This window comes from Cytobacillus sp. FSL R7-0696, from assembly GCF_038006865.1.
In the GTDB taxonomy this organism is placed as follows: domain Bacteria; phylum Bacillota; class Bacilli; order Bacillales; family Cytobacillaceae; genus Cytobacillus; species Cytobacillus kochii.
The window spans coordinates 303,185-322,928 of record NZ_JBBOWA010000001.1 but is presented as its reverse complement, the minus strand read 5'-3'; the positions used below and the strand labels follow the sequence as shown (position 1 = coordinate 322,928).

Here is a 19,744-nt window from a genome sequence, read left to right as displayed (position 1 = left end):
ATAGAAGGTAATAAGTTTGAGAGGATGTCCTTTTTAATAAAAGGTTCCAAAGCTTCCAGAAAGGAAAGTAGGGGAAAAGAATGGCGGTACCCATAGAAGGTGAACCGGTACAAATTCATAGTTATAAACATAATGGGCACATCCATCGCGTCTGGGAAGAGTCAACAATCCTTAAAGGTACGCAAAACTTAATTATTGGAGCAAATGATCGTACGATGGTTACTGAATCAGATGGTCGAACATGGATTACGAGAGAACCGGCAATCTGTTATTTTCACTCACAATATTGGTTTAATATTATCGGAATGCTGAGAGAAGATGGCGTGTACTATTATTGTAATTTAAGCTCTCCTTTTATTTACGATGGAGAGGCGGTTAAGTATATTGATTACGATTTAGATATTAAAGTTTTTCCGGATATGACGTTTAATTTATTGGATGAAGATGAATATGAGCGTCATCGGCAAGAAATGCGTTATCCCACGCCGATTGATAAAATCTTGTGGGCAAATGTGGACAAGTTGATATTCTTAATTAGACAACGAAAAGGTCCTTTTGCACCGGATTTTGTGGATGGTTGGTATGAAAGATACTTGACTTACCGAAGATAAAATGTTTTATTTGCGCCTGTTGATATGATAAACAACAGGTTTTTATTTGGCATGAAAAATAAATGGTATTATCTTTACATAATGAATATCTAGAAGGCTTGAAGAAGAAATGAATCATAATAATCTGGATAGATTAAAAGATAAAAGATCAAAAAGGGTGACAGGCTAAAATTGAACATAATTAATAGATATATGCATTTTGTTAAGCCGTATCGCCTACAGATTTTCTTAACAATACTAATTGGTATTGTGAAATTTGCAATACCATTATTAATCCCGCTGTTAATTAAATATGTAATCGATGATATAGTCGGAAATGATGCGCTTACACAACCTGAAAAAATGACACAACTTTTAACGATCATGGGTATAATGTTGATTGTTTTTGTAATTGTAAGACCACCAGTAGAATATTATCGACAATATTTCGCACAATGGGTAGCGAGCAAGATTTTATTTGATATTAGAGATAAACTTTTTACTCATATTCAGAAATTAAGCTTTAAATTTTATGCGAATAATCGATCGGGCGAAGTGATATCTAGAATCATAAATGATGTAGAGCAAACAAAGAATTTTGTTGTTACAGGTCTGATGAATTTATGGCTGGATATGGCCACTATTATTATAGCTGTTGCAATTATGTTTACGATGAATGTTAAATTGACGATTGTATCGCTTATTTTAATGCCGTTCTATGCATTAAGTGTAAAGTATTTCTTTGGAAATTTACGAAGGTTAACAAGAGATCGATCACAAGCTTTAGCTGAGGTTCAAGGTTATTTACACGAGAGAGTTCAAGGAATGGCCGTTATTAAAAGTTTTGCCACAGAAGATTATGAACAAAGAAATTTCACGAAGCATAACAGTAACTTTTTATCAAAAGCTATTGATCATACAAAGTGGAATGCAAAAGCATTTGCAGTCGTGAATACAATTACTGATATTGCGCCACTACTAGTAATTGCCTTTGCTGGATATCAAGTAATACAAGGTCAAATTACTCTAGGTGTTATGATGGCATTTGTAGCTTATATTGACCGTTTATATAATCCACTTAGAAGGCTAGTCAATTCCTCGACAACATTGACACAAGCTATTGCTTCAATGGACCGTGTGTTTGAATTAGTTGATGAAAAATATGATATTGATGATAAAGAAAATGCTATCCCTTGTAGAAATGTAGCTGGCCATATCGAGTTCAAAGATGTTCATTTTAAATATAATAATGAAGATGGTGCTGTTCTTCGTAATATTAATTTAGATGTGAAACAAGGGGAAACCATTGCTCTCGTTGGAATGAGTGGTGGAGGGAAATCTTCACTAGTTAGTTTAATTCCACGCTTTTATGATGTTTCAGGTGGGCGAATATTACTTGATGGTGAAGATATTCGTTCTTTCCAAGTAAGAAGTTTACGAGATCATATTGGTATGGTACTACAAGATAATATTTTGTTTAGTGAATCAGTAAAAGCAAATATATTACTCGGAAAGCCTGATGCTAGTGATGAAGAGGTCATTAGAGCAGCTAAGGCAGCTAATGCCCATGGATTTATAATGGATTTGGCTGAAGGGTATGAAACGAAAGTGGGAGAACGAGGAGTAAAGCTTTCCGGTGGGCAAAAACAACGAATTGCCATTGCACGTATTTTCTTGAAAAACCCTCCAATTCTTATATTAGATGAGGCGACCTCAGCATTAGACTTAGAAAGCGAACATCTTATTCAAGAAGCATTAAATGATTTGGCAACGGATCGAACGACGTTTATCGTTGCTCATAGATTATCTACAATCACACATGCCGATCGCATTGTTGTCGTTGAATATGGTGAAATTGTGGAAACGGGCACACATGAGGAATTAATGGAGAGACAAGGTCACTATTATAAGCTTTTTCAAGTACAACAACTTGAATCTTAATTATAAGGTAATACGAATGAAATCACATTCATGTAAAATTCTTCTTAGAATTTAGACATGTATGTGATTTTTTAGTTTCGTCGGCTTGAGTAGTATCCGATAACAGGTAGTGCCTAAGATAAAACTAGATTGTGAATACAGATCAGACTGGTGCCTCCCTTCTCTATAAAATATCTAATTGCTATTTTATTATATTAATAATTGTAAAATTCTGAATAATACTTTAAAACATTAATAAACTAGCGTAATTTTTGAGAATTATAATTATATTTAAATATTTCTGAAAAAACGATAGACTTATTCTTACATATTTTATAAAATATTAAAAAACGGAGGGAGAATGTAGAAGAAACTGTTAAAGGGGTGACATAGTGACGCAATCTCCGGTATTAGAGGTAAGAAACCTAGAAACTTCGTTTGTAACTAAAGACGGAGAAGTAACCGCCGTCGATCAGGTAAGTTTTACTATTCATAAAGGAGAGGTAATAGGTATTGTTGGTGAATCAGGTTGTGGTAAAAGCGTAACATCATTGTCTATTATGAAGCTTGTGCCGCAACCACCTGGGAAAATAGTTGGCGGGGATATACTACTTAACGGTGAGAATATAGTAGGGGCAAATGAAAAAAGAATGAGAGAAATTCGTGGTAATGAAATCGCTATGATTTTCCAAGAGCCGATGACTAGCCTCAATCCGCTTTTTAAAATAGGGGAACAAATGACAGAAGGCATCAAAATACATATGAAAAAGTCAAAAAAAGAAGCAAATGAAATCGCACTTAAAATGCTAAAGCTAGTAGGCTTACCAAGGGCAGAGGCGATAATGAAAGAGTATCCGCATCAGTTGTCTGGGGGAATGAGACAGCGGGTAATGATAGCCATGGCACTGTCCTGTAATCCCGAAGTACTAATAGCTGATGAACCAACAACTGCTTTGGATGTAACCATTCAATCGCAAATTCTTGGTCTAATGAAAGAGCTAAATAAAACGTTGCAAACTTCTATTATGATGATTACGCATGACCTTGGCGTAGTGGCACAAATGTGTGAGCGTGTCATTGTAATGTACGCAGGACAAGTGGTAGAAGAAGCAAAGGTTGGAGATTTATTTAAGAACCCAAAGCATCCTTATACACAGGGGTTGTTAAAGTCGGTTCCAGATATTAGGGGAGAGCATTCGAGATTATATTCTATTCCGGGCAATGTACCGAAGCCGGGTTCAATTACAAAAGGTTGCCGTTTTGCTGAAAGATGTGAATTTGCTCATGAACGCTGCGTCATGGAAGACCCTGTATTGTTTATGGAAGATGGTGAAGAGCATACCGTAAGATGCTTTCTACATGAGAAGAGGAGGGAAGTCTCATGAGTAAAGCAATATTAGAAGTAGAAAATTTAAAAAAATATTTTCCGATTACTGCTGGGGTATTTAATCGCAAAGTTGCGGATGTAAAAGCAGTAGATGATATTAGCTTTTTTGTTAATGAAGGAGAAACATTAGGAATCGTTGGTGAATCGGGTTGTGGGAAGTCAACAACTGGAAGGATGTTAATGAGATTAATTGAGCCAACCGAAGGGAAAATTTCATTCAACGGTAAAGAAATTACAAAATTATCAGATTATGAAATGAGAAAATTGAGAAAAGACATGCAAATGGTCTTTCAAGATCCGTTTGCTTCACTCAATCCACGTCACTCAGTCGAACAAATATTAGAAGAACCTTTAATTGTTCATGGGATTGGAGATAAAGCTACACGGAAGAAGCAGGTAAGAGAGATGCTTGAAGTTGTTGGATTAAGCGGTTACCATGCTAAGCGCTATCCCCATCAATTTAGTGGGGGTCAACGACAACGGATTGGAATTGCGCGCGCATTAATGACCAGACCCAAATTAATTATTGCTGATGAACCTGTGTCTGCTCTAGATGTATCCATACAGGCACAAGTATTGAATTTATTAGAAGACTTACAAAAAGAATTCGGTCTGACCTATATATTTATCGCTCATGACCTAGGGGTGATCAAACATATTAGCGACCGTGTAGGGGTTATGTATTTAGGTAGAATGGTTGAGTTAACAACCGCTAAACAATTGTATGATAAGCCACTTCATCCATATACAGAAGCACTTCTAAGTTCCGTTCCGGTCCCTGATCCAGAAATAGCTGTTGCTCAGGGAGTGCTATCTGGAGATATCCCTAACCCTGCTGATCCACCAAACGGTTGTGCTTTCCATACGAGATGTTCAAAATGTATGGAGATTTGTAAGCAAGAACGACCTCTTTTGCAGGAAATAGAAGATGGACATATGGTGGCTTGCCATTTATATGAGAAAGAGATTGCAAATTAGAAGGGAGAGAATGAAGAATGAAGAAAAAGAAAAGTTTTTGGCTACTTATTGTATTAATGGTTAGTACGCTTATCTTTGCTGGGTGTAATAGTTCTACTTCAGGTGATAATGGAGATGAAGGCGGAGAAGCAGATGAAGGAAGCACTGGAGGAACACTTGTCTTTGGTCGAGGAGGAGATTCAACTTCTCTTGACCCAGCAATTACAACTGAAGGTGAAGCTTTTAAAGTAACGAAAAATATTTTTGAAACCCTTGTTGAATTTGGTGAGCAAGATACGGAGCTTCATCCTGGTCTTGCTACAGAGTGGGAAACAAGCGAGGATGGTTTAACTCAAACACTTAAACTACGTGAAGGAGTTAAGTTCCATGATGGAACAGATTTTAATGCAGAAGCTGTCGTATTCAACTTCGAACGTTGGATGGCAGGGAATAAAGAACAGTTCTATTATTACAATTCTCAATTTGGAGATAAGGTTGATAGTGTAACAGCAGTTGATGATTATACGGTTGAAGTCAAGTTAAATACAGCAATTGCACCATTCTATAAAAACTTGGCGATGTCTCCATTTGGTATCGCAAGTCCAACAGCCATTGAGGAGCATGGTGATAAATTCCTTGAAAACCCAGTTGGAACGGGTCCATTTAAGTTTCAAGAATGGAAAAGAAATGACAGAATCACAATCGTAAAGAATGAAGAGTATTGGGATGAAGGTTTACCAAAATTAGACTCAGTCATTTTCAGATCTATTCCTGAGAACTCTGCAAGACTAAACGCTTTAGCTTCAGGAGAAGTTGATTTAATTGATGGTGTGAATTTCAGCGATGTCCAACAAATTGAGGATAATCCAGACCTACAAACATTTGAGAGACCGACAATGAACGTTGCTTATGTTGGATTAACGAATACGAGAGGTCCTTTACAGGAAAAGTTAGTCCGTCAAGCTCTTAACCATGCGGTGAATAAAGAAGAAATCATCGATGCATTCTATGCAGGCGCAGCGGACCCAGCTGTAAACCCAATGCCACCAGTAATCTCTGGTTATAATGACGAAATTGAAGATTATCCATACGATCCAGAAAAAGCAAAAGAATTACTTAAGGAAGCTGGATATGAAGACGGATTTGAGATGGAATTATGGGCAATGCCAGTTCCAAGACCATATATGCCGGACGGCCAAAAAATAGCTGAAGCCCTACAAGCTGATTTTGCTGAAATTGGCGTTAAAGCTAAGATTGTTTCATATGAATGGGGAACATATTTAGAAAAAGCCAATAATGGAGAAGCTGATTCATTCTTACTTGGATGGACAGGTGATAATGGTGATGCAGATAACTTCTTATACGTATTATTAGATGAAGATGCCATCGGATCAAATAACTACACTTACTATAAGAACAGTGAAGTACATGATTTATTATTAGAAGCACAAGCAACTACCGATCAAGCGAAAAGAGATGAGTTATACAAACAAGCACAAGTAATTATAAAAGAAGATGCACCATGGATTCCGCTCGTACATTCACGTCCTATTTTAGCTGGGAAATCTAATATTAAGAATTTCCTACCACATCCGACAGGGTCTGATTTGCTTTCACATGTGGAGGTCAGTCAATAAATCAATAGAGATAGAAAAAGGGAGTGGCACACTCCCTTTTCTATTCATCTGATAATAATGTAGTAATAGAGGTGAGAAGATGTTAACTTACACAGTTAGGCGGTTAATTGCATTAATACCCGTCCTATTAGGTTTATCACTGATTGTTTTTCTAATGATTCGTGCAATTCCTGGTGATCCAGCTCAAATCATATTAGGGCAATTAGCTACGGAAGAGGCGATAGAGGCCTTAACGAAACAGCTCGGGTTAGATCAACCGTGGTATATTCAGTACTTTACATATTTGGGGGATTTATTGACTGGTGATTTGGGAGAATCAATCAAAACCAATACAGCGATAAATCAAGAAATTTGGCCATACTTAGCAGCAACTTTAGAGTTATCCTTTTGCGCAATGTTAATTGCCATTTTTATAGGGGTTAATGCTGGTATCATAAGTGCATGGTTTCAGCATTCTTGGTTTGATTACATAGCGATGATTTTAGCACTAATCGGTGTTTCTATACCTATTTTTTGGTTAGGTTTGATGGAACAATGGTTCTTCTCTATTCAACTGGATTGGTTACCGACATCTGGAAGGGAAGAGGTAAGGAACCCTGTTACATCTATAACAAATATATATTTAATAGATACATTGATTCAAGGTAGGTTTGATCAATTTGTTGATGTGTTACGTCATTTAATATTGCCAGCGTTTGCTTTAGCTACAATTCCAATGGCCATCATTGCTAGAATAACAAGATCTTCAATGTTAGAGGTAATGAAATCTGACTATATTAGAACAGCAAGAGCTAAAGGAATAAGAATGTTTTGGGTTGTGTACAAGCATTCATTAAAAAACGCAGTGATTCCTGTTCTTACTGTGATAGGTTTGCAAACAGGCTTATTGTTAGGTGGTGCGATTCTTACCGAAACGATATTTAGTTGGCCGGGTATGGGCAGATATATTTACGATGCGATTAGTGCGAGAGATTATCCTGTCATTCAATCTGGAATATTAGTGATTGCATTTATATTTGTCATGATTAATTTATTCATAGACTTATTGTACGCTGCAATCGATCCGCGAATTAATTATCGTTAAGGGAGGAATAGACGTGGAAGTATCAGTAAATAATAAACCACCTATTCAGCCAAAAAATAATGAAGATAAAGTACAATCGCCTTGGGTGGAGGCGTTACAAAGCTTCATGAAAAACAAAATTGCCTTAGTCGGTACAGGGATTGTTGTATTTTTTATACTGCTAGCCATTTTTGCGCCATTCATTGCGCCACAGGGCATTAATGAGCAGAATATGGCAAATAGGCTTCAAGCGCCTTCGGCGGAACATTGGTTTGGAACCGATGATTTTGGGAGAGATATTTTTTCGAGAGTAATTTTTGGGGCGAGAATATCGTTATGGGTTGGTTTTTTAGCGGTAATGGGTTCGGCTGTTGTAGGTTCTTTATTAGGGATTATTGCGGGGTATTACGGAAGGTGGATTGATACGATTATCTCAAGGATTTTTGATATCATGCTTGCTTTCCCAAGTATTCTTTTGGCAATTGCTATTGTGGCCGTTTTAGGACCATCACTGCAGAATGCATTAATTGCGATAGCTGTTATTAATATTCCTAACTTTGGGAGGTTAATTCGTTCAAAAGTATTAAGTGTTAAACAAGAGGAGTATATTGTAGCCGCGAAGGCAGTTGGGATGAAAAATAATCGAATTCTATTTAGGCATGTACTTCCCAATAGTATGGCACCTATTATCGTGCAAGGAACTCTGGCAATTGGTACGGCTATTATTGAAGCAGCAGCTCTAGGGTTCTTAGGTTTAGGTGCAGAGGCACCGAATCCGGAATGGGGTAAAATGCTTTCAGATGCAAGAGTATTACTTATCCAAGCACCGTGGACAATGATATTCCCTGGCATAGCCATCATGTTAACAGTTCTCGGCTTTAACTTAATGGGGGATGGATTAAGAGATGCCTTAGACCCGAGGATGAAGAATTAGAGAGATTTATAAGAAAAGAGGCTATCGGAGCATTTATATCCGATAGCCTCTTATTAATTATTGTTCGTCAACGGCTTCATCTAATGTTAAAGAAGAGTCTTCTTTATGGAACTTTTGAAAGCTACTAATAAGACAATTCAATCGGTCCACTTGTTCATTATAATCCATCATTGCAGATACAATATGCATAGTATGAGCTAATTCTACCTGCCCATCATCTGAAATGAGATGTTGTTGTTCTAAAAAGAGCGTGAAAAGTTCCTTTCTGCTTAAAGTAATATCGCCTTCTTCAAAAACGACTTCTGGTCGAACTTTCCCAATAAATTTTAATACCGCATGTTCATGATAATGAGTAATAATATCCAATTGTTGCTGGATAAGGTGTTGAAAATCTTCCGGCATTTCTGCTAAATCATTCTCAAAGCGATGCATCTTTGTTAAAGTTTCTAAAGCTTTTTTATTAGCGGCATTCATTTGCCGATAAATAACTAATTTTCTCGGTTTGGAATGGTTCTTCTTTTTAAAGTAATTACGTTCTTCTTTATATAAAGAAAAAAGTGTATCGATCTTTGTTAATCCTTCTTGCATGGTTCGTATATCATTTTTCAATAAATGATGTTCAGAAGCATGCCTTATATTTAAGCGAATCCACTTTGTAATTTCTTCGGTTAGATTAGAAATCTTCACATATAACTTCTTCTCATATTTCGGTGGAATAAACACCAGATTAACAATAAATGCAGAAAATATCCCGAGGATAACTGTCGAGAATCTAAGAATGGCAAACTCGGTAAAGGTATCTCCTGGTGTGACCATAATCGCTACCATTGTAACGAGTGATAAACCAATCGTGTTATCAAGCTTTAATTTTAAATTTATCGTAATAACTACTATTGCTGCTAAACCGATAATGAGAATTTCATGACCAAATAATAGTACAAATAATACCGCGATTACTGCTCCGATTATATTTCCTTGAATTTGTTCAAGTACAGATAAATAAGAACGATAAATCGTTGGTTGCAGTGCAAAAATAGCTGCAATCCCTGCAAAAACAGGAGATGGGAGTTGAAAAAGTTCTGCTAAAAATAAAGATAGTATGATTGCGATCCCCGTTTTCAGAATGCGGGCGCCAAGCTTCATATTTAAATAATCCTTTCTGCTCAATCATTAGTATGGCTGTCATGATAAACACCCACTCTTACTTTATACGTTTTTTTTCTTTATTAAACAATTATGTACTATACATGGATATTAGTATAAGTTCAATAGACAAATATGAAAAGTCGTTAAAATTAATAAAAAATTAAAGTGGATTAATTTTAAATGAAAAAATAGAAACACATCAAAAGGGAAGCAAGAGGGAGAAATTTGTTTGGATTAGCAGAGAATCGCATCAAAAAACCAGCAAGAGAGAAGAACTTACTAGAAATGAGGCGAAATATCGACTAACTTCAGATTGTGACAAACGGATGACCGATAATGCTGAAGCCCGAATCTTTTTCCGCACTCCAAGTGAAATGAGTCACATACACATAAATTCATAAAGAAACACGAGAAATTCATCATTAGAATTCCTCGTGTCTCAAGTTTAGCAGAAAAACAAAATCAAATGAGTATTTCTTATAGCAGAAGAAAAGTATGTTATATCACTCAGTTGAAACAGAAGGGTCGGCTTGTTCTTTAACTGGAACAACTTGCAAAAAGTGACTACTTAAATCTGATAAAAGAGCTTTTAAACCAATTGCTTCATCTTCTTGGTTTTGATCCATCAATAGATCGATATATTTTTCTAATAGTTCTTTTACATCATCTAGTCCATTTTGGTCAAGCTCGGTTACGTTTACTTTTGCACCTTTGGCTATTCTTCTTTCAATTGCTGCTTTTGTTAATCCCATTTCAGGTTGATGTCTTAAGTAGACGACGCCACCTGTCATCCCTGCACAGATCCATGGGCCCGGATCACCTAATACAAGGCCGCGACCGTTTGTCATATATTCAAACGCAAATCCCTTAATATTCGCATTTGTACCGATTTTCCCAAATTCCTTCTCGGGAATTGCACTTGTTAGTTGTCCACCGATAATCATATCAGCTCCAGATAGACGAATACCAGCTCTTGCATCAGCGTTTCCTTGGGCAACGAGAAGTCCCACTTGTGCACCATAGCCAAAACCTTTTCCAACAGATCCATTATAATACTGTCCATTCTTACCTTTCGATTTAAAAATTAAGATTTGCCCACCGAAGGAAGTTTTACCAATACCATCTTGTGCACCACCTGCTACTTCGATGTTTATGCCGAAACTGTTATAGGCTCCTAATCCGTTGCCAGGGATAGACCCATCATTATATTTGAGGTCAACTGGAGGAAGAGTTTTATATGATCCATCTAAGCGTCCTCTTACACGGTGACAAGAAACACGACTACCAAGCACCCTTTGCTCTGAAGTAACATTAGAGAAGGTACGCGATTGGTGTAATTCTTCTACACTCTTGTCTAGATATTCAGCACCAACAGCTAATTGTAATTGAGCCTCACTCACTTCTTTAGGCTGCTCATTATTAGTGAGCTGTGAAATGTCTAATGTACGAAGTAAGTAGTCTAAATTCAATTGTTCTTTTCCTTTTATTTGTTCAAGTAAATCTGTACGTCCAATGGCATCTTGTAGATTGCGAATACCGATGCTACCTGCAAGTGCTTGCAGTTCTTTACCGAAAGCAGAAAATAAGTTAACTAATCCTTGGACAGCAGATTCAAATTGACGAGGAACGAATCTTCTTAACCCATGTTCTTTTGCTTGTGCCTCTGAATCAATTTGCGTAGCAATTCCAACATGACAAGTATCTAGATGACACCCACGGCAAGTTGTACAACCAATGGCTAACATTGATAATGTTCCAAACCCGACTCTATTTGCACCAAGTAACATCACTTTTAAAACATCACTAACACTTTTTAAGCCGCCATCTGCCCATAGCTCAACATAATCTCTTAATCCAGCCTCTAGTAAGGCATTATGGGCCGCTTTAACACCAATTTCAACTGGTAATCCAACATGTTGAAGCGCGTGGATTCTAGCTGCACCTGTACCACCATCAAACCCACTTAAAGTGATAATGTCCGCACCAGCTTTAGCGATTCCTACAGCAATTGTTCCAATATTAGGCACAACAGGTACTTTAACTGACACTTTCGCTTTATCGTTCGCTGTTTTTAATTCATGAATCATTTGTGCTAAATCTTCAATAGAATAAATATCATGATTATTTGAAGGTGAAATTAAATCAGATCCAATTGTTGCATTTCTAGCTTCAGCTATTTTAGCTGTTACTTTAGAGCCTGGTAGATGTCCGCCTTCACCTGGTTTTGCTCCTTGACCGATTTTAATCTCAAGAAGGTTAGAAGAGTTAAGAAGCTCAGCGTTTACTCCAAATCGTCCTGAGGCAACTTGTTGACCTCTTGTACGAGGATATTTTCCGAGCATATCTTTTATTTCTCCGCCTTCACCATTTAAACTAATCATATTTAGTCTTTCTGCACCTTCTGCATAGGCTCTAAAAGCAATTTCATTTTGAGAACCAAATGACATAGAAGAAATAACGAATGGTAAGTTATGATCTCCAACAGAAATATTAACATCCTCTGGTGAAATTTTGGTTTCTGATTGTTTAAAATCAGTTAGGTGACGGATGGTTGTTGGGTTCTGAGCTTCTTGTTCGCTTATCTTTTCACGGTAAGCATCATATTCACCTGTAGACGCAACTTCACCAATTGCTTTCCAAATTCTCGGGAATAGATGGAAGGTTTTCCCGATTCTGTTTTTATCGTTTATAAAGTCTTCCGCTCTTAACAAAGCATCTTCTTTCATATGACCAAAATTGTATTTAAGCTCACCTGAACCAAAGAAATTGATGATATTTAAATATTCAGCGATTTCTTCGTTTAAGCCAATAGTTGAGAATAAGCGACCATATCCTCTTAGTTCATGAATCCCGATTGTAGAGATTACCTTTTCCAACCCTTTTGTTAAAGCTGAATATAAGTTAACAAGAGGAGTTATTTCTTCGTTAGCAACAGTTACAAACATATAATATGGGCTAATTAAATCTGCACCTAAACCGTAAGCTGTAATAATATCATGTAATGACCTGATAGAAGCGGAACGTAAAAGTAAAGAACAGTCTCTTCTTCTTATTGTTTCTTTTACTAATGCTTGATCAATGGCAGATACGACTAAGTGTGGATCCATCCAGTAGGAATCTTCTTGATGAGCACTGGCATCATTCAAGACAATAAGTGTTTTACCAGCTTTAACTGATTCAATCGCTTCTTTTGATAAGCGTGAAATGGCCTCTTTAATCGTTTCATCTTTTGAAAAAGTGATAGAAAGATAGGCAATTTTCTTTTGTGCTTGATAATATTCAGTTACTTGATCATAGCTAGGCTGATTGATTTCCTTTACACACTCGTATCCTAATTTTCCTTCTATTAATAAAGGTGTTTGTAATTCAAGTACATCTATGGATTCTTCATTATTAAAGAGTGACGGTCTTTTACCGATAATTGTTCTAGTAGAGAAATGTTCTGTTTCTCTATCTCTATCAATGGCAGGGTTAGTAACAACTGCAACACTTTCTTTAATAAAATCAGCGATATTTGTTCTCTCACCATTTAAAGCAGCTAATGGAGCATCATGGCCAAGTGAACGGATAGGTTCCGCGCCTTTTTCTGCCATTTGTTCTACTAAGTTCACATGGTCTCTTTCCCAACCAAACGCTTTATATTGACCATTATGAATCTTTGTAGGGAAAGCCATTGTAGTTACTTTATTCAAAACTGGCGCACGTAAACGATTTTTATAATCTTTAACATTTACACGAGAAGAGAAGCGATTAAATGTTTCTTCCTGATAGTTTTCATGTTCATATTTTTCTAGTTTATTACCGTTCCATTTGAAGCCAACTTTTTCACCAGGAGATAAGGGCTTCGGTTCACTTACATATTCACTCGATGAAATAATCCCTGGTTCAGATGAGAATAAATAAGAACTTTCAGTCTCTAACATCCAAAGGGGTCTTAATCCAAGGGAGTCTACACTATATACCGCTTCGTTTCCGAATCTTGAGATAATTCCAGCAGGCCCTTGAGCGAAATGACCCCATGCTTCCCTTATATAAGTATATAAATCTTGCAAATGTGGAGGGTATGACTTGATTTCATTAATGATTGGAGGGAAGAGTACGTCCATCGCTTCAAATAATGAATAGCCATCTCTACAAATGAGTGTTTCAATTGTTCTGCTTAAATCTTGGGAATCACTACCCCCTCTAACGAGTGGTACATTAATCATTCTAGCTTCGTCGCGTAATTTTGCAATCGTATTAATTTCACCATTATGCCCTAAGACGGCAAATGGTTGCACACGAAAAAAGCTTGAGAGTGTATTAGTCGAATAACGATTATGGCCAAGTGTCATAGTCGAAGCTACCAATGGGTTTGCTAGGTCGTGGTAGTATTTAGGTAAAATATCGCCAGCTCCCATTACTTTATATACAGCATGAAACTGACTAAGGGATGCTACGTGAATAAATTCATTTTTTTCTGCTTCTACAATGACTTCTAATATCGCTTGATTCAGATCTGTTTCATTTTTATCAACCATACATGCAATTTGCCAAAAAACAGGGTTCTCTTGAATCGCTATTGGGCCAAGTGCAGAAGAGTCTGTCACTTCATCTGATTCGAAAATTAAAGAAAATCCTTTATCATCAAGAAGTTGACGTACTTCTGTTTTGAAGGTTTCACTTTGTTCATTACGAGTGAAAAAGAGATGACCGACGACAAAATTGGGTGTGTCAACAACTGCTGAATCGATTTGTGCATTTTTAAGTTTTTCTTTCCAGAGTGTACGGGGGATATCGATATGAATCCCGACGCCATCTCCTTCTCCATTAATAAATCCTGCACGGTGGTTCATTGTTACTAATGCATCTATACAACTGAAAATATTTTCACGTGTTGGAATCTTTTCTTTTTCTAATGAAGAAACAATCCCACATGCATCGTGTTCTTGATTATTAAAATTTTTGAATTGGGAAGGGGTCCATTGTTGAGTCATAGTATTCGGCTTTTTGAGGCAATGCCTTAAGCCGTTCACCTCCTAGTTTAGTAATGTTTTTGAGGTTGCTAGATTGTTAAGATTTCTAGCGAAGTTAATTGAAATGTTATTTAACTGGGTAACGCATTAAAGTGTTTCGGTAACGAAGGAATTATACAGAATATTTTCATTATCATATCACATGAATTTTCAGAAATCAATTATTTATACATTTTTATGGATATGAAAAAGGTTGAGAATGTATAAAAATGTATAGCGGAATCTATATTTGTAAACGTTTTCATAGTATGTATCAAGAGAAAAAGAGAGCTGGATGGCTCTCTTTTAGTGTATAAAAAATGAATATTTTATTTATTGGTTGGCTAATTCTTCGAAAGTATCATGGACTGCTTGAATGGTAGCGTCAATATCTTCCTCTGTATGAGCAATTGTAAGGAACCATGCTTCATATTTGGAAGGTGCTAGGTTGATGCCTCTATTTAACATAAGCTTGAAGAACTTAGCAAACGTCTCACCGTCCGTATTTTCTGCTTGTTCATAGTTGATTACTTTTTCATCAGTAAAATAAACAGTTAATGCCCCTTTTAATCGATTAATTGATATGGAAATATTGAACTGCTTGGCCGCATTCATGATGCCATCTTCAAGCTTTTCGCCTAATCTATCTAAGTATTCATAAACCCCAGGTTGTTTTAATACTTCTAAGCAAGCAATTCCAGCTAAGATTGATGCAGGGTTTCCTGCCATTGTTCCTGCCTGATAGGCGGGACCTAGTGGAGCAACACTCTCCATAATCTCTTTTTTGCCACCGTAGGCACCAATGGGTAAACCGCCGCCAATAATTTTTCCTAATGCTGTGAGGTCTGGTTGCACACCTAATAAATCCTGTGCACCTCCATAGTGAAAACGAAAAGCAGTAATAACTTCATCATATATAACGAGTGAACCATGTGCATGACTTATCTCATTTACCTCTTCCAAGAACCCTGGTAAGGGCTCGACAATACCGAAGTTACCTACAATCGGTTCTACTAAAACTCCTGCAATCTCATGTCCCCATTTATCCATTGCTTGTCTAAATGAATCAATGTCATTAAAAGGAACGGTGATTACTTCTTTTGCAATCGATTGAGGTACCCCGGCAGAATCAGGTGTACCAAGAGTTGACGGACCAGAACCAGCTGCAACTAGTACTAAATCAGAATGTCCGTGATAACAGCCGGCAAATTTAATTATTTTATCTTTTCCTGTATACGCCCTTGCAACTCTTATGGTTGTCATCACAGCTTCCGTACCGGAATTCACAAATCTTACTTTTTCTAAATTAGGCATCGCCTCTTTCAGCAGTTTAGCGAAGTCTACTTCATACGGAGTAGGTGTGCCAAATAGTACTCCTCTTTCGGCAGCTTCTTTAATGGCCTTCGTTATATGAGGGTGAGCATGTCCTGTAATAATAGGTCCGTATGCTGCTAAATAATCAATATATTGATTCCCATCTACATCAAAGAAGTAAGCACCTTGGCCTCTCTCCATTGCCACAGGTGATCCTCCACCAACCGCTTTATAAGATCGAGAAGGGCTGTTTACACCCCCGACAATGTGTTCAACAGCTTCTTTATGTAGTCGTTCGGAATTGATAAAATGCATCAATATTCCTCCTTAAGTAATATAATCTCCCTTTATATTTTAACATGTAAGCTAATGATATGTTAAAAGCAAAATATTTTCATATCTATCGTCAGTAAGACAACTTGTCATACTCTCAAAAAGTTGAACGTATAATGGTAATACCGTCACGAGAGAGGTGAGGTTAGTCGTGCTATTTTTTTTCGTTATTTTTACTGTTACATTATGTATTTTTATGAGTATGCAAAGCCTCTTAACACCTAAAAGAACGAAGGGAAGATGGGTGTCATTAGATAACTTTTTTTATTTAATTTGTCTATATGCTACGATTTTGATTGCTTTTGGGTTAATATATATTATTCTCGATTTAAATGGGCATGTGGTGCTAATAGATGAAACAAGCTATGGAGGGATTAATTTCTTAGATCGTCTTGCATCAGGTTTTTATTTTAGTGCTGTTACTCTTTTTTCATTGGGTTATGGAGATGTTATCCCCGTGGGTTTAGGCCGTATGGTTGCGGTGGTTGAAGCATTGATAGGCTATGTCATTCCAACTGCATTTGTCGCAAGAGTTGTTTTTAATATTGATAATAAAAATGATCAATGAGAAGAAGGGTGTTTACTTGTATTTCACTCTTGTTTTTAATAGTCTAAGAAAAACGTGGTTAAGGAGTGAGCGATTTATGAGTATAGAACTTGGAGAAAAAGCACCCGCATTTACATTAGAAGCAAGTAATGGAGAAGTTGTTAATCTAGAAGATTTTCGCGGGAGGAATGTCGTATTATATTTTTATCCTAAGGATATGACACCTGGTTGTACGACTGAGGCATGTGATTTCCGCGATAGGCATAATGATTTTTCTGATGTGAATACGGTCATTATTGGTGTTAGTCCTGACCCGATCAAACGTCATGAGAAATTTATTGAGAAACATGGGTTACCATTTCTTTTGCTTGCAGATGAAAATCATGAAGTTGCAGAAAGCTACGGAGTTTGGAAGTTGAAAAAGAATTTTGGTAAAGAATATATGGGGATTGAACGCTCTACGTTTGTGATTGACGAGGAAGGCAGATTAATAAAAGAGTGGCGAAAAGTGAAAGTAAAAGGACATGTAGAAGATGCGTTGCATTTCTTACAAAATAGAAAAGGTTAGGCTTTAAAATAACATGATAATAACTTGCCTATTTTAAAGAATTTAAGGCTTTTGTCCACGCAAGTAAAGCTAGTTTGAATATGATTAAACTAGGGCATACCTCCTCAAATATATTTTCCGGACTTTTAAAATGAGTCCGGAATTTTTTCTTGATGACGGGTTAGATCTGTCGATTTGTGGAATGAGAAATACAAAGGTATTAACAAAGTTAAGTTTATTAAAGATGGAATATTAGCTGGGTTTAGTCTATATGATAAAATAAGAAAAACATACTTCTTGAAACGCGGTTATTGACAACTTTCAATAATTATTAGTAAACTATTTATAAAGATTATAATATAAGAATGAATAGAAGAGAGGTGCATGACGGTGGCGCAAACACATCTTAAAGAAGCATTGGATACGTTAAAAGATACAGGGGTTCGCATTACTCCACAGCGTCATGCGATACTTGAATATTTAATAAACTCAATGACGCACCCAACAGCTGATGACATATACAAAGCATTAGAGGGAACGTTCCCAAATATGAGTGTGGCTACAGTTTACAATAATTTAAGAGTATTTCGTGAGGTTGGGTTAGTAAAAGAACTAACCTATGGAGATTCATCCAGCAGATTTGATTTTGTAACAACACAACATTATCACGTCATTTGTGAAGGTTGTGGTAAAATTGTTGATTTTCATTATCCTGGTTTGGATGAAGTTGAACAATTAGCAGCACATGTGACTGGCTTTAAAGTAAGTCACCACAGAATGGAAGTTTATGGGGAATGTCCAGAGTGTTCAAAGAAAAAAGAAATGCATTAAAATGTCTAAAGCTGTCAGCGTACTGCTGCCAGCTTTTTCTCTGTATTTTTACTTAGTTTTCTATACATATGAGTAAATAAATTGTCTGTTTTAAGATTTACTTCTTTTTTGGCGTGAGAAAATCTACTGTTTTAATGAAGTATCTTTTCGATTATATTTTTCGTCAAATTCTTTTCCTTCAAGTGTGCGATCGAGCGTTAGTGGTTCGCGACAATGCATGCACATATCAACCCGTCCTAATATTTTGGTTGGCTTGTTACAATTTGGGCAAACAACTTGTATTGCTTTAGTTGAAAGGATGCCAATCCACAAGTAAATAACCGTACTAGCAATAATGAATAATACACCAAGAAGCATACATAGAGACATAATTAATGGTGAAGTTCTGAAGAAAATACCTATGTACATGACAATAAATCCAACAAATATTAAGCTTAAAGCAAAGGTTCTTATTTTATTTATTTTACTCGAATATTTTTTTGCCATTTTGTTCCCTCCTAAACACTAACTATATCATATCATTGTAAGAAAAAATAAAAAAATTGTCACTATTTGTTGGTGTTTATCAAAGGGAATTTAGATGAATTGTCGAACTAATATATTAATACGAAATTATGGGGGCGTTATGATGGAAGATATACTCCGTCCTATTTATCAAGAAAGAGCTAGTCAACTAAATACACTAGGTGTGTTAATTGTAGAGGGAAATGAAAAGACAATTTCAAATAGAGATACGTTTGATGCAATACTATTAATTATCGTAGAAAATGCGGATACGCCTATTTTTGTGAAACATTACACATTTGAAGATAAGAAAGCCTCAATGCAAATAATAACGAAGCAACAATTAGATCAATGGATACTTATGGGGAGTAATAGAAAGATTTTTGACTGGCTTTATAGTGGGAAGGTTTTATTTGATCGCAATGAATATATAGGAAACTTGCGTGATAAATTAAACGAATTCCCATTCAAGGACAGAAAGCTCAAAATGGGACTAGAGTTTGCTAAGCTGATAAGAAGATATACAGATGGGAAAACTTTGTTTGAAAATCAGAATTATTTTGATGCTTATAATAATGTTGTTCATTCTTTGCATCATTTAGCAAGGCTCTCAATTATAGAAAATGGTTTCCATCCAGAAGTAACACTGTGGAATCAAATTCGCCATATGGAACCAGAAATAATGAAACTTTATGAAGAGTTAGTACAAAGTCATGAGCCGCTTGAGAAAAGGTTAGAGCTATTATTTTTAGCTAGTGAATTTTTAATACATTCACGAACAAAGGCTGGAGTTGGCCATTTACTTGAAGTTTTAGCAGAACAATCAGTTTGGACAATTCAAGAAATCATCCAGCATAAAGAACTGAGACACTACTCAGTGGATTTGGTAATTCTACTAGAATACTTAATTGACAAAGGGTTTATTAAAGTAATTAGTGAAGAAACAAAAGGAAAAGGGATTAAACACCGATATTACAGTTTGTAATAAATTATATTAAAAAAGCAAAAAGTGGTTGACCAAGGAAAAAAATGATGATATA

The 19,744-nt window shown here is 36.3% G+C and carries 15 protein-coding genes; 11 read left to right on the top strand and 4 right to left on the bottom strand.

Translation table 11 applies throughout. The features are described from left to right. Positions 1-80: 80 nt before the first annotated feature. The 7 genes from ntdP (at position 81) to nikC (ending at position 8,488) form a co-directional block, all read left to right on the top strand. Entirely contained in the window at positions 81-611 is a 531-nt protein-coding gene (gene ntdP, locus MKX29_RS01715) for a nucleoside tri-diphosphate phosphatase (protein WP_095370002.1), read from the top strand. 171 nt (positions 612-782) lie between these two features. Beyond that, positions 783-2,531: an ABC transporter ATP-binding protein gene (locus MKX29_RS01710; protein ID WP_341103589.1), complete on the top strand. Its 1,749-nt coding sequence runs from the start codon at positions 783-785 to the stop codon at positions 2,529-2,531. Between the two features lie 371 nt (positions 2,532-2,902). Next, complete coding sequence (locus tag MKX29_RS01705) at positions 2,903-3,895, top strand: ABC transporter ATP-binding protein (RefSeq protein ID WP_224935698.1); 993 nt, start codon at positions 2,903-2,905, stop codon at positions 3,893-3,895. Then, a complete protein-coding gene (locus tag MKX29_RS01700) occupies positions 3,892-4,875 on the top strand; it encodes an ABC transporter ATP-binding protein (RefSeq protein ID WP_224935699.1) in 984 nt (327 codons plus the stop codon). Before MKX29_RS01705 ends, MKX29_RS01700 begins: the two co-directional genes overlap by 4 nt. A 17-nt stretch (positions 4,876-4,892) precedes the next feature. After that, positions 4,893-6,491, top strand: a complete 1,599-nt coding sequence (locus MKX29_RS01695; RefSeq protein WP_251163050.1) for an ABC transporter substrate-binding protein — start codon at positions 4,893-4,895, stop codon at positions 6,489-6,491. 79 nt (positions 6,492-6,570) lie between these two features. Next, positions 6,571-7,575, top strand: a complete 1,005-nt coding sequence (locus tag MKX29_RS01690) for an ABC transporter permease (RefSeq protein ID WP_224935701.1) — start codon at positions 6,571-6,573, stop codon at positions 7,573-7,575. Positions 7,576-7,618: 43 nt separating this feature from the next. After that, positions 7,619-8,488 (top strand): nickel transporter permease, encoded by an 870-nt coding sequence (nikC, locus tag MKX29_RS01685; protein ID WP_224935733.1) that lies wholly within the window; start codon positions 7,619-7,621, stop codon positions 8,486-8,488. Positions 8,489-8,545: 57 nt separating this feature from the next. On the opposite strand, the gene MKX29_RS01680 is transcribed toward nikC, so the two are convergent. The 3 genes from MKX29_RS01680 to MKX29_RS01670 form a co-directional block, all read right to left on the bottom strand. Further along, positions 8,546-9,631 (bottom strand): FUSC family protein, encoded by a 1,086-nt coding sequence (locus MKX29_RS01680; protein WP_224935702.1) that lies wholly within the window; start codon positions 9,629-9,631, stop codon positions 8,546-8,548. Between the two features lie 506 nt (positions 9,632-10,137). Beyond that, complete coding sequence (locus tag MKX29_RS01675; RefSeq protein ID WP_341103584.1) at positions 10,138-14,610, bottom strand: glutamate synthase-related protein; 4,473 nt, start codon at positions 14,608-14,610, stop codon at positions 10,138-10,140. A 351-nt stretch (positions 14,611-14,961) separates the two neighbouring features. Next, positions 14,962-16,257, bottom strand: a complete 1,296-nt coding sequence (locus MKX29_RS01670; RefSeq protein ID WP_263624108.1) for a glutamate-1-semialdehyde 2,1-aminomutase — start codon at positions 16,255-16,257, stop codon at positions 14,962-14,964. Positions 16,258-16,426: 169 nt separating this feature from the next. Between MKX29_RS01670 and MKX29_RS01665 the strand changes: the two genes are divergently transcribed. The 3 genes from MKX29_RS01665 (at position 16,427) to perR (ending at position 18,200) form a co-directional block, all read left to right on the top strand. Beyond that, positions 16,427-16,843: an ion channel gene (locus tag MKX29_RS01665; RefSeq protein WP_341103580.1), complete on the top strand. Its 417-nt coding sequence runs from the start codon at positions 16,427-16,429 to the stop codon at positions 16,841-16,843. Between the two features lie 76 nt (positions 16,844-16,919). Beyond that, positions 16,920-17,390 (top strand): thioredoxin-dependent thiol peroxidase, encoded by a 471-nt coding sequence (gene bcp / locus MKX29_RS01660; protein WP_341103578.1) that lies wholly within the window; start codon positions 16,920-16,922, stop codon positions 17,388-17,390. A 369-nt stretch (positions 17,391-17,759) separates the two neighbouring features. Further along, positions 17,760-18,200, top strand: a complete 441-nt coding sequence (gene perR / locus MKX29_RS01655) for a peroxide-responsive transcriptional repressor PerR (RefSeq protein ID WP_180317040.1) — start codon at positions 17,760-17,762, stop codon at positions 18,198-18,200. Between the two features lie 123 nt (positions 18,201-18,323). On the opposite strand, the gene MKX29_RS01650 is transcribed toward perR, so the two are convergent. Next, complete coding sequence (locus MKX29_RS01650; RefSeq protein ID WP_224935706.1) at positions 18,324-18,686, bottom strand: YgzB family protein; 363 nt, start codon at positions 18,684-18,686, stop codon at positions 18,324-18,326. A 142-nt stretch (positions 18,687-18,828) separates the two neighbouring features. Here MKX29_RS01650 and MKX29_RS01645 point away from each other — a divergent pair, with 142 nt between their 5' ends. Next, on the top strand, positions 18,829-19,689 hold the full coding sequence (locus MKX29_RS01645; protein WP_251163047.1) for a nucleotidyltransferase-like protein: 861 nt from the start codon (positions 18,829-18,831) through the stop codon (positions 19,687-19,689). The last annotated feature ends 55 nt before the right edge of the window (positions 19,690-19,744 follow it).

Coding starts and splice junctions, on each gene's coding strand:
- MKX29_RS01650 (WP_224935706.1), bottom strand. CDS start 18,686: ATGGCAAAAAAATATTCGAGTAAAATAAATAAAATAAGAACCTTTGCT.
- MKX29_RS01680 (WP_224935702.1), bottom strand. CDS start 9,631: ATGAAGCTTGGCGCCCGCATTCTGAAAACGGGGATCGCAATCATACTA.
- MKX29_RS01690 (WP_224935701.1), top strand. CDS start 6,571: ATGTTAACTTACACAGTTAGGCGGTTAATTGCATTAATACCCGTCCTA.
- bcp (WP_341103578.1), top strand. CDS start 16,920: ATGAGTATAGAACTTGGAGAAAAAGCACCCGCATTTACATTAGAAGCA.
- ntdP (WP_095370002.1), top strand. CDS start 81: ATGGCGGTACCCATAGAAGGTGAACCGGTACAAATTCATAGTTATAAA.
- MKX29_RS01700 (WP_224935699.1), top strand. CDS start 3,892: ATGAGTAAAGCAATATTAGAAGTAGAAAATTTAAAAAAATATTTTCCG.
- MKX29_RS01695 (WP_251163050.1), top strand. CDS start 4,893: ATGAAGAAAAAGAAAAGTTTTTGGCTACTTATTGTATTAATGGTTAGT.
- MKX29_RS01670 (WP_263624108.1), bottom strand. CDS start 16,257: ATGCATTTTATCAATTCCGAACGACTACATAAAGAAGCTGTTGAACAC.
- MKX29_RS01645 (WP_251163047.1), top strand. CDS start 18,829: ATGGAAGATATACTCCGTCCTATTTATCAAGAAAGAGCTAGTCAACTA.
- MKX29_RS01675 (WP_341103584.1), bottom strand. CDS start 14,610: ATGACTCAACAATGGACCCCTTCCCAATTCAAAAATTTTAATAATCAA.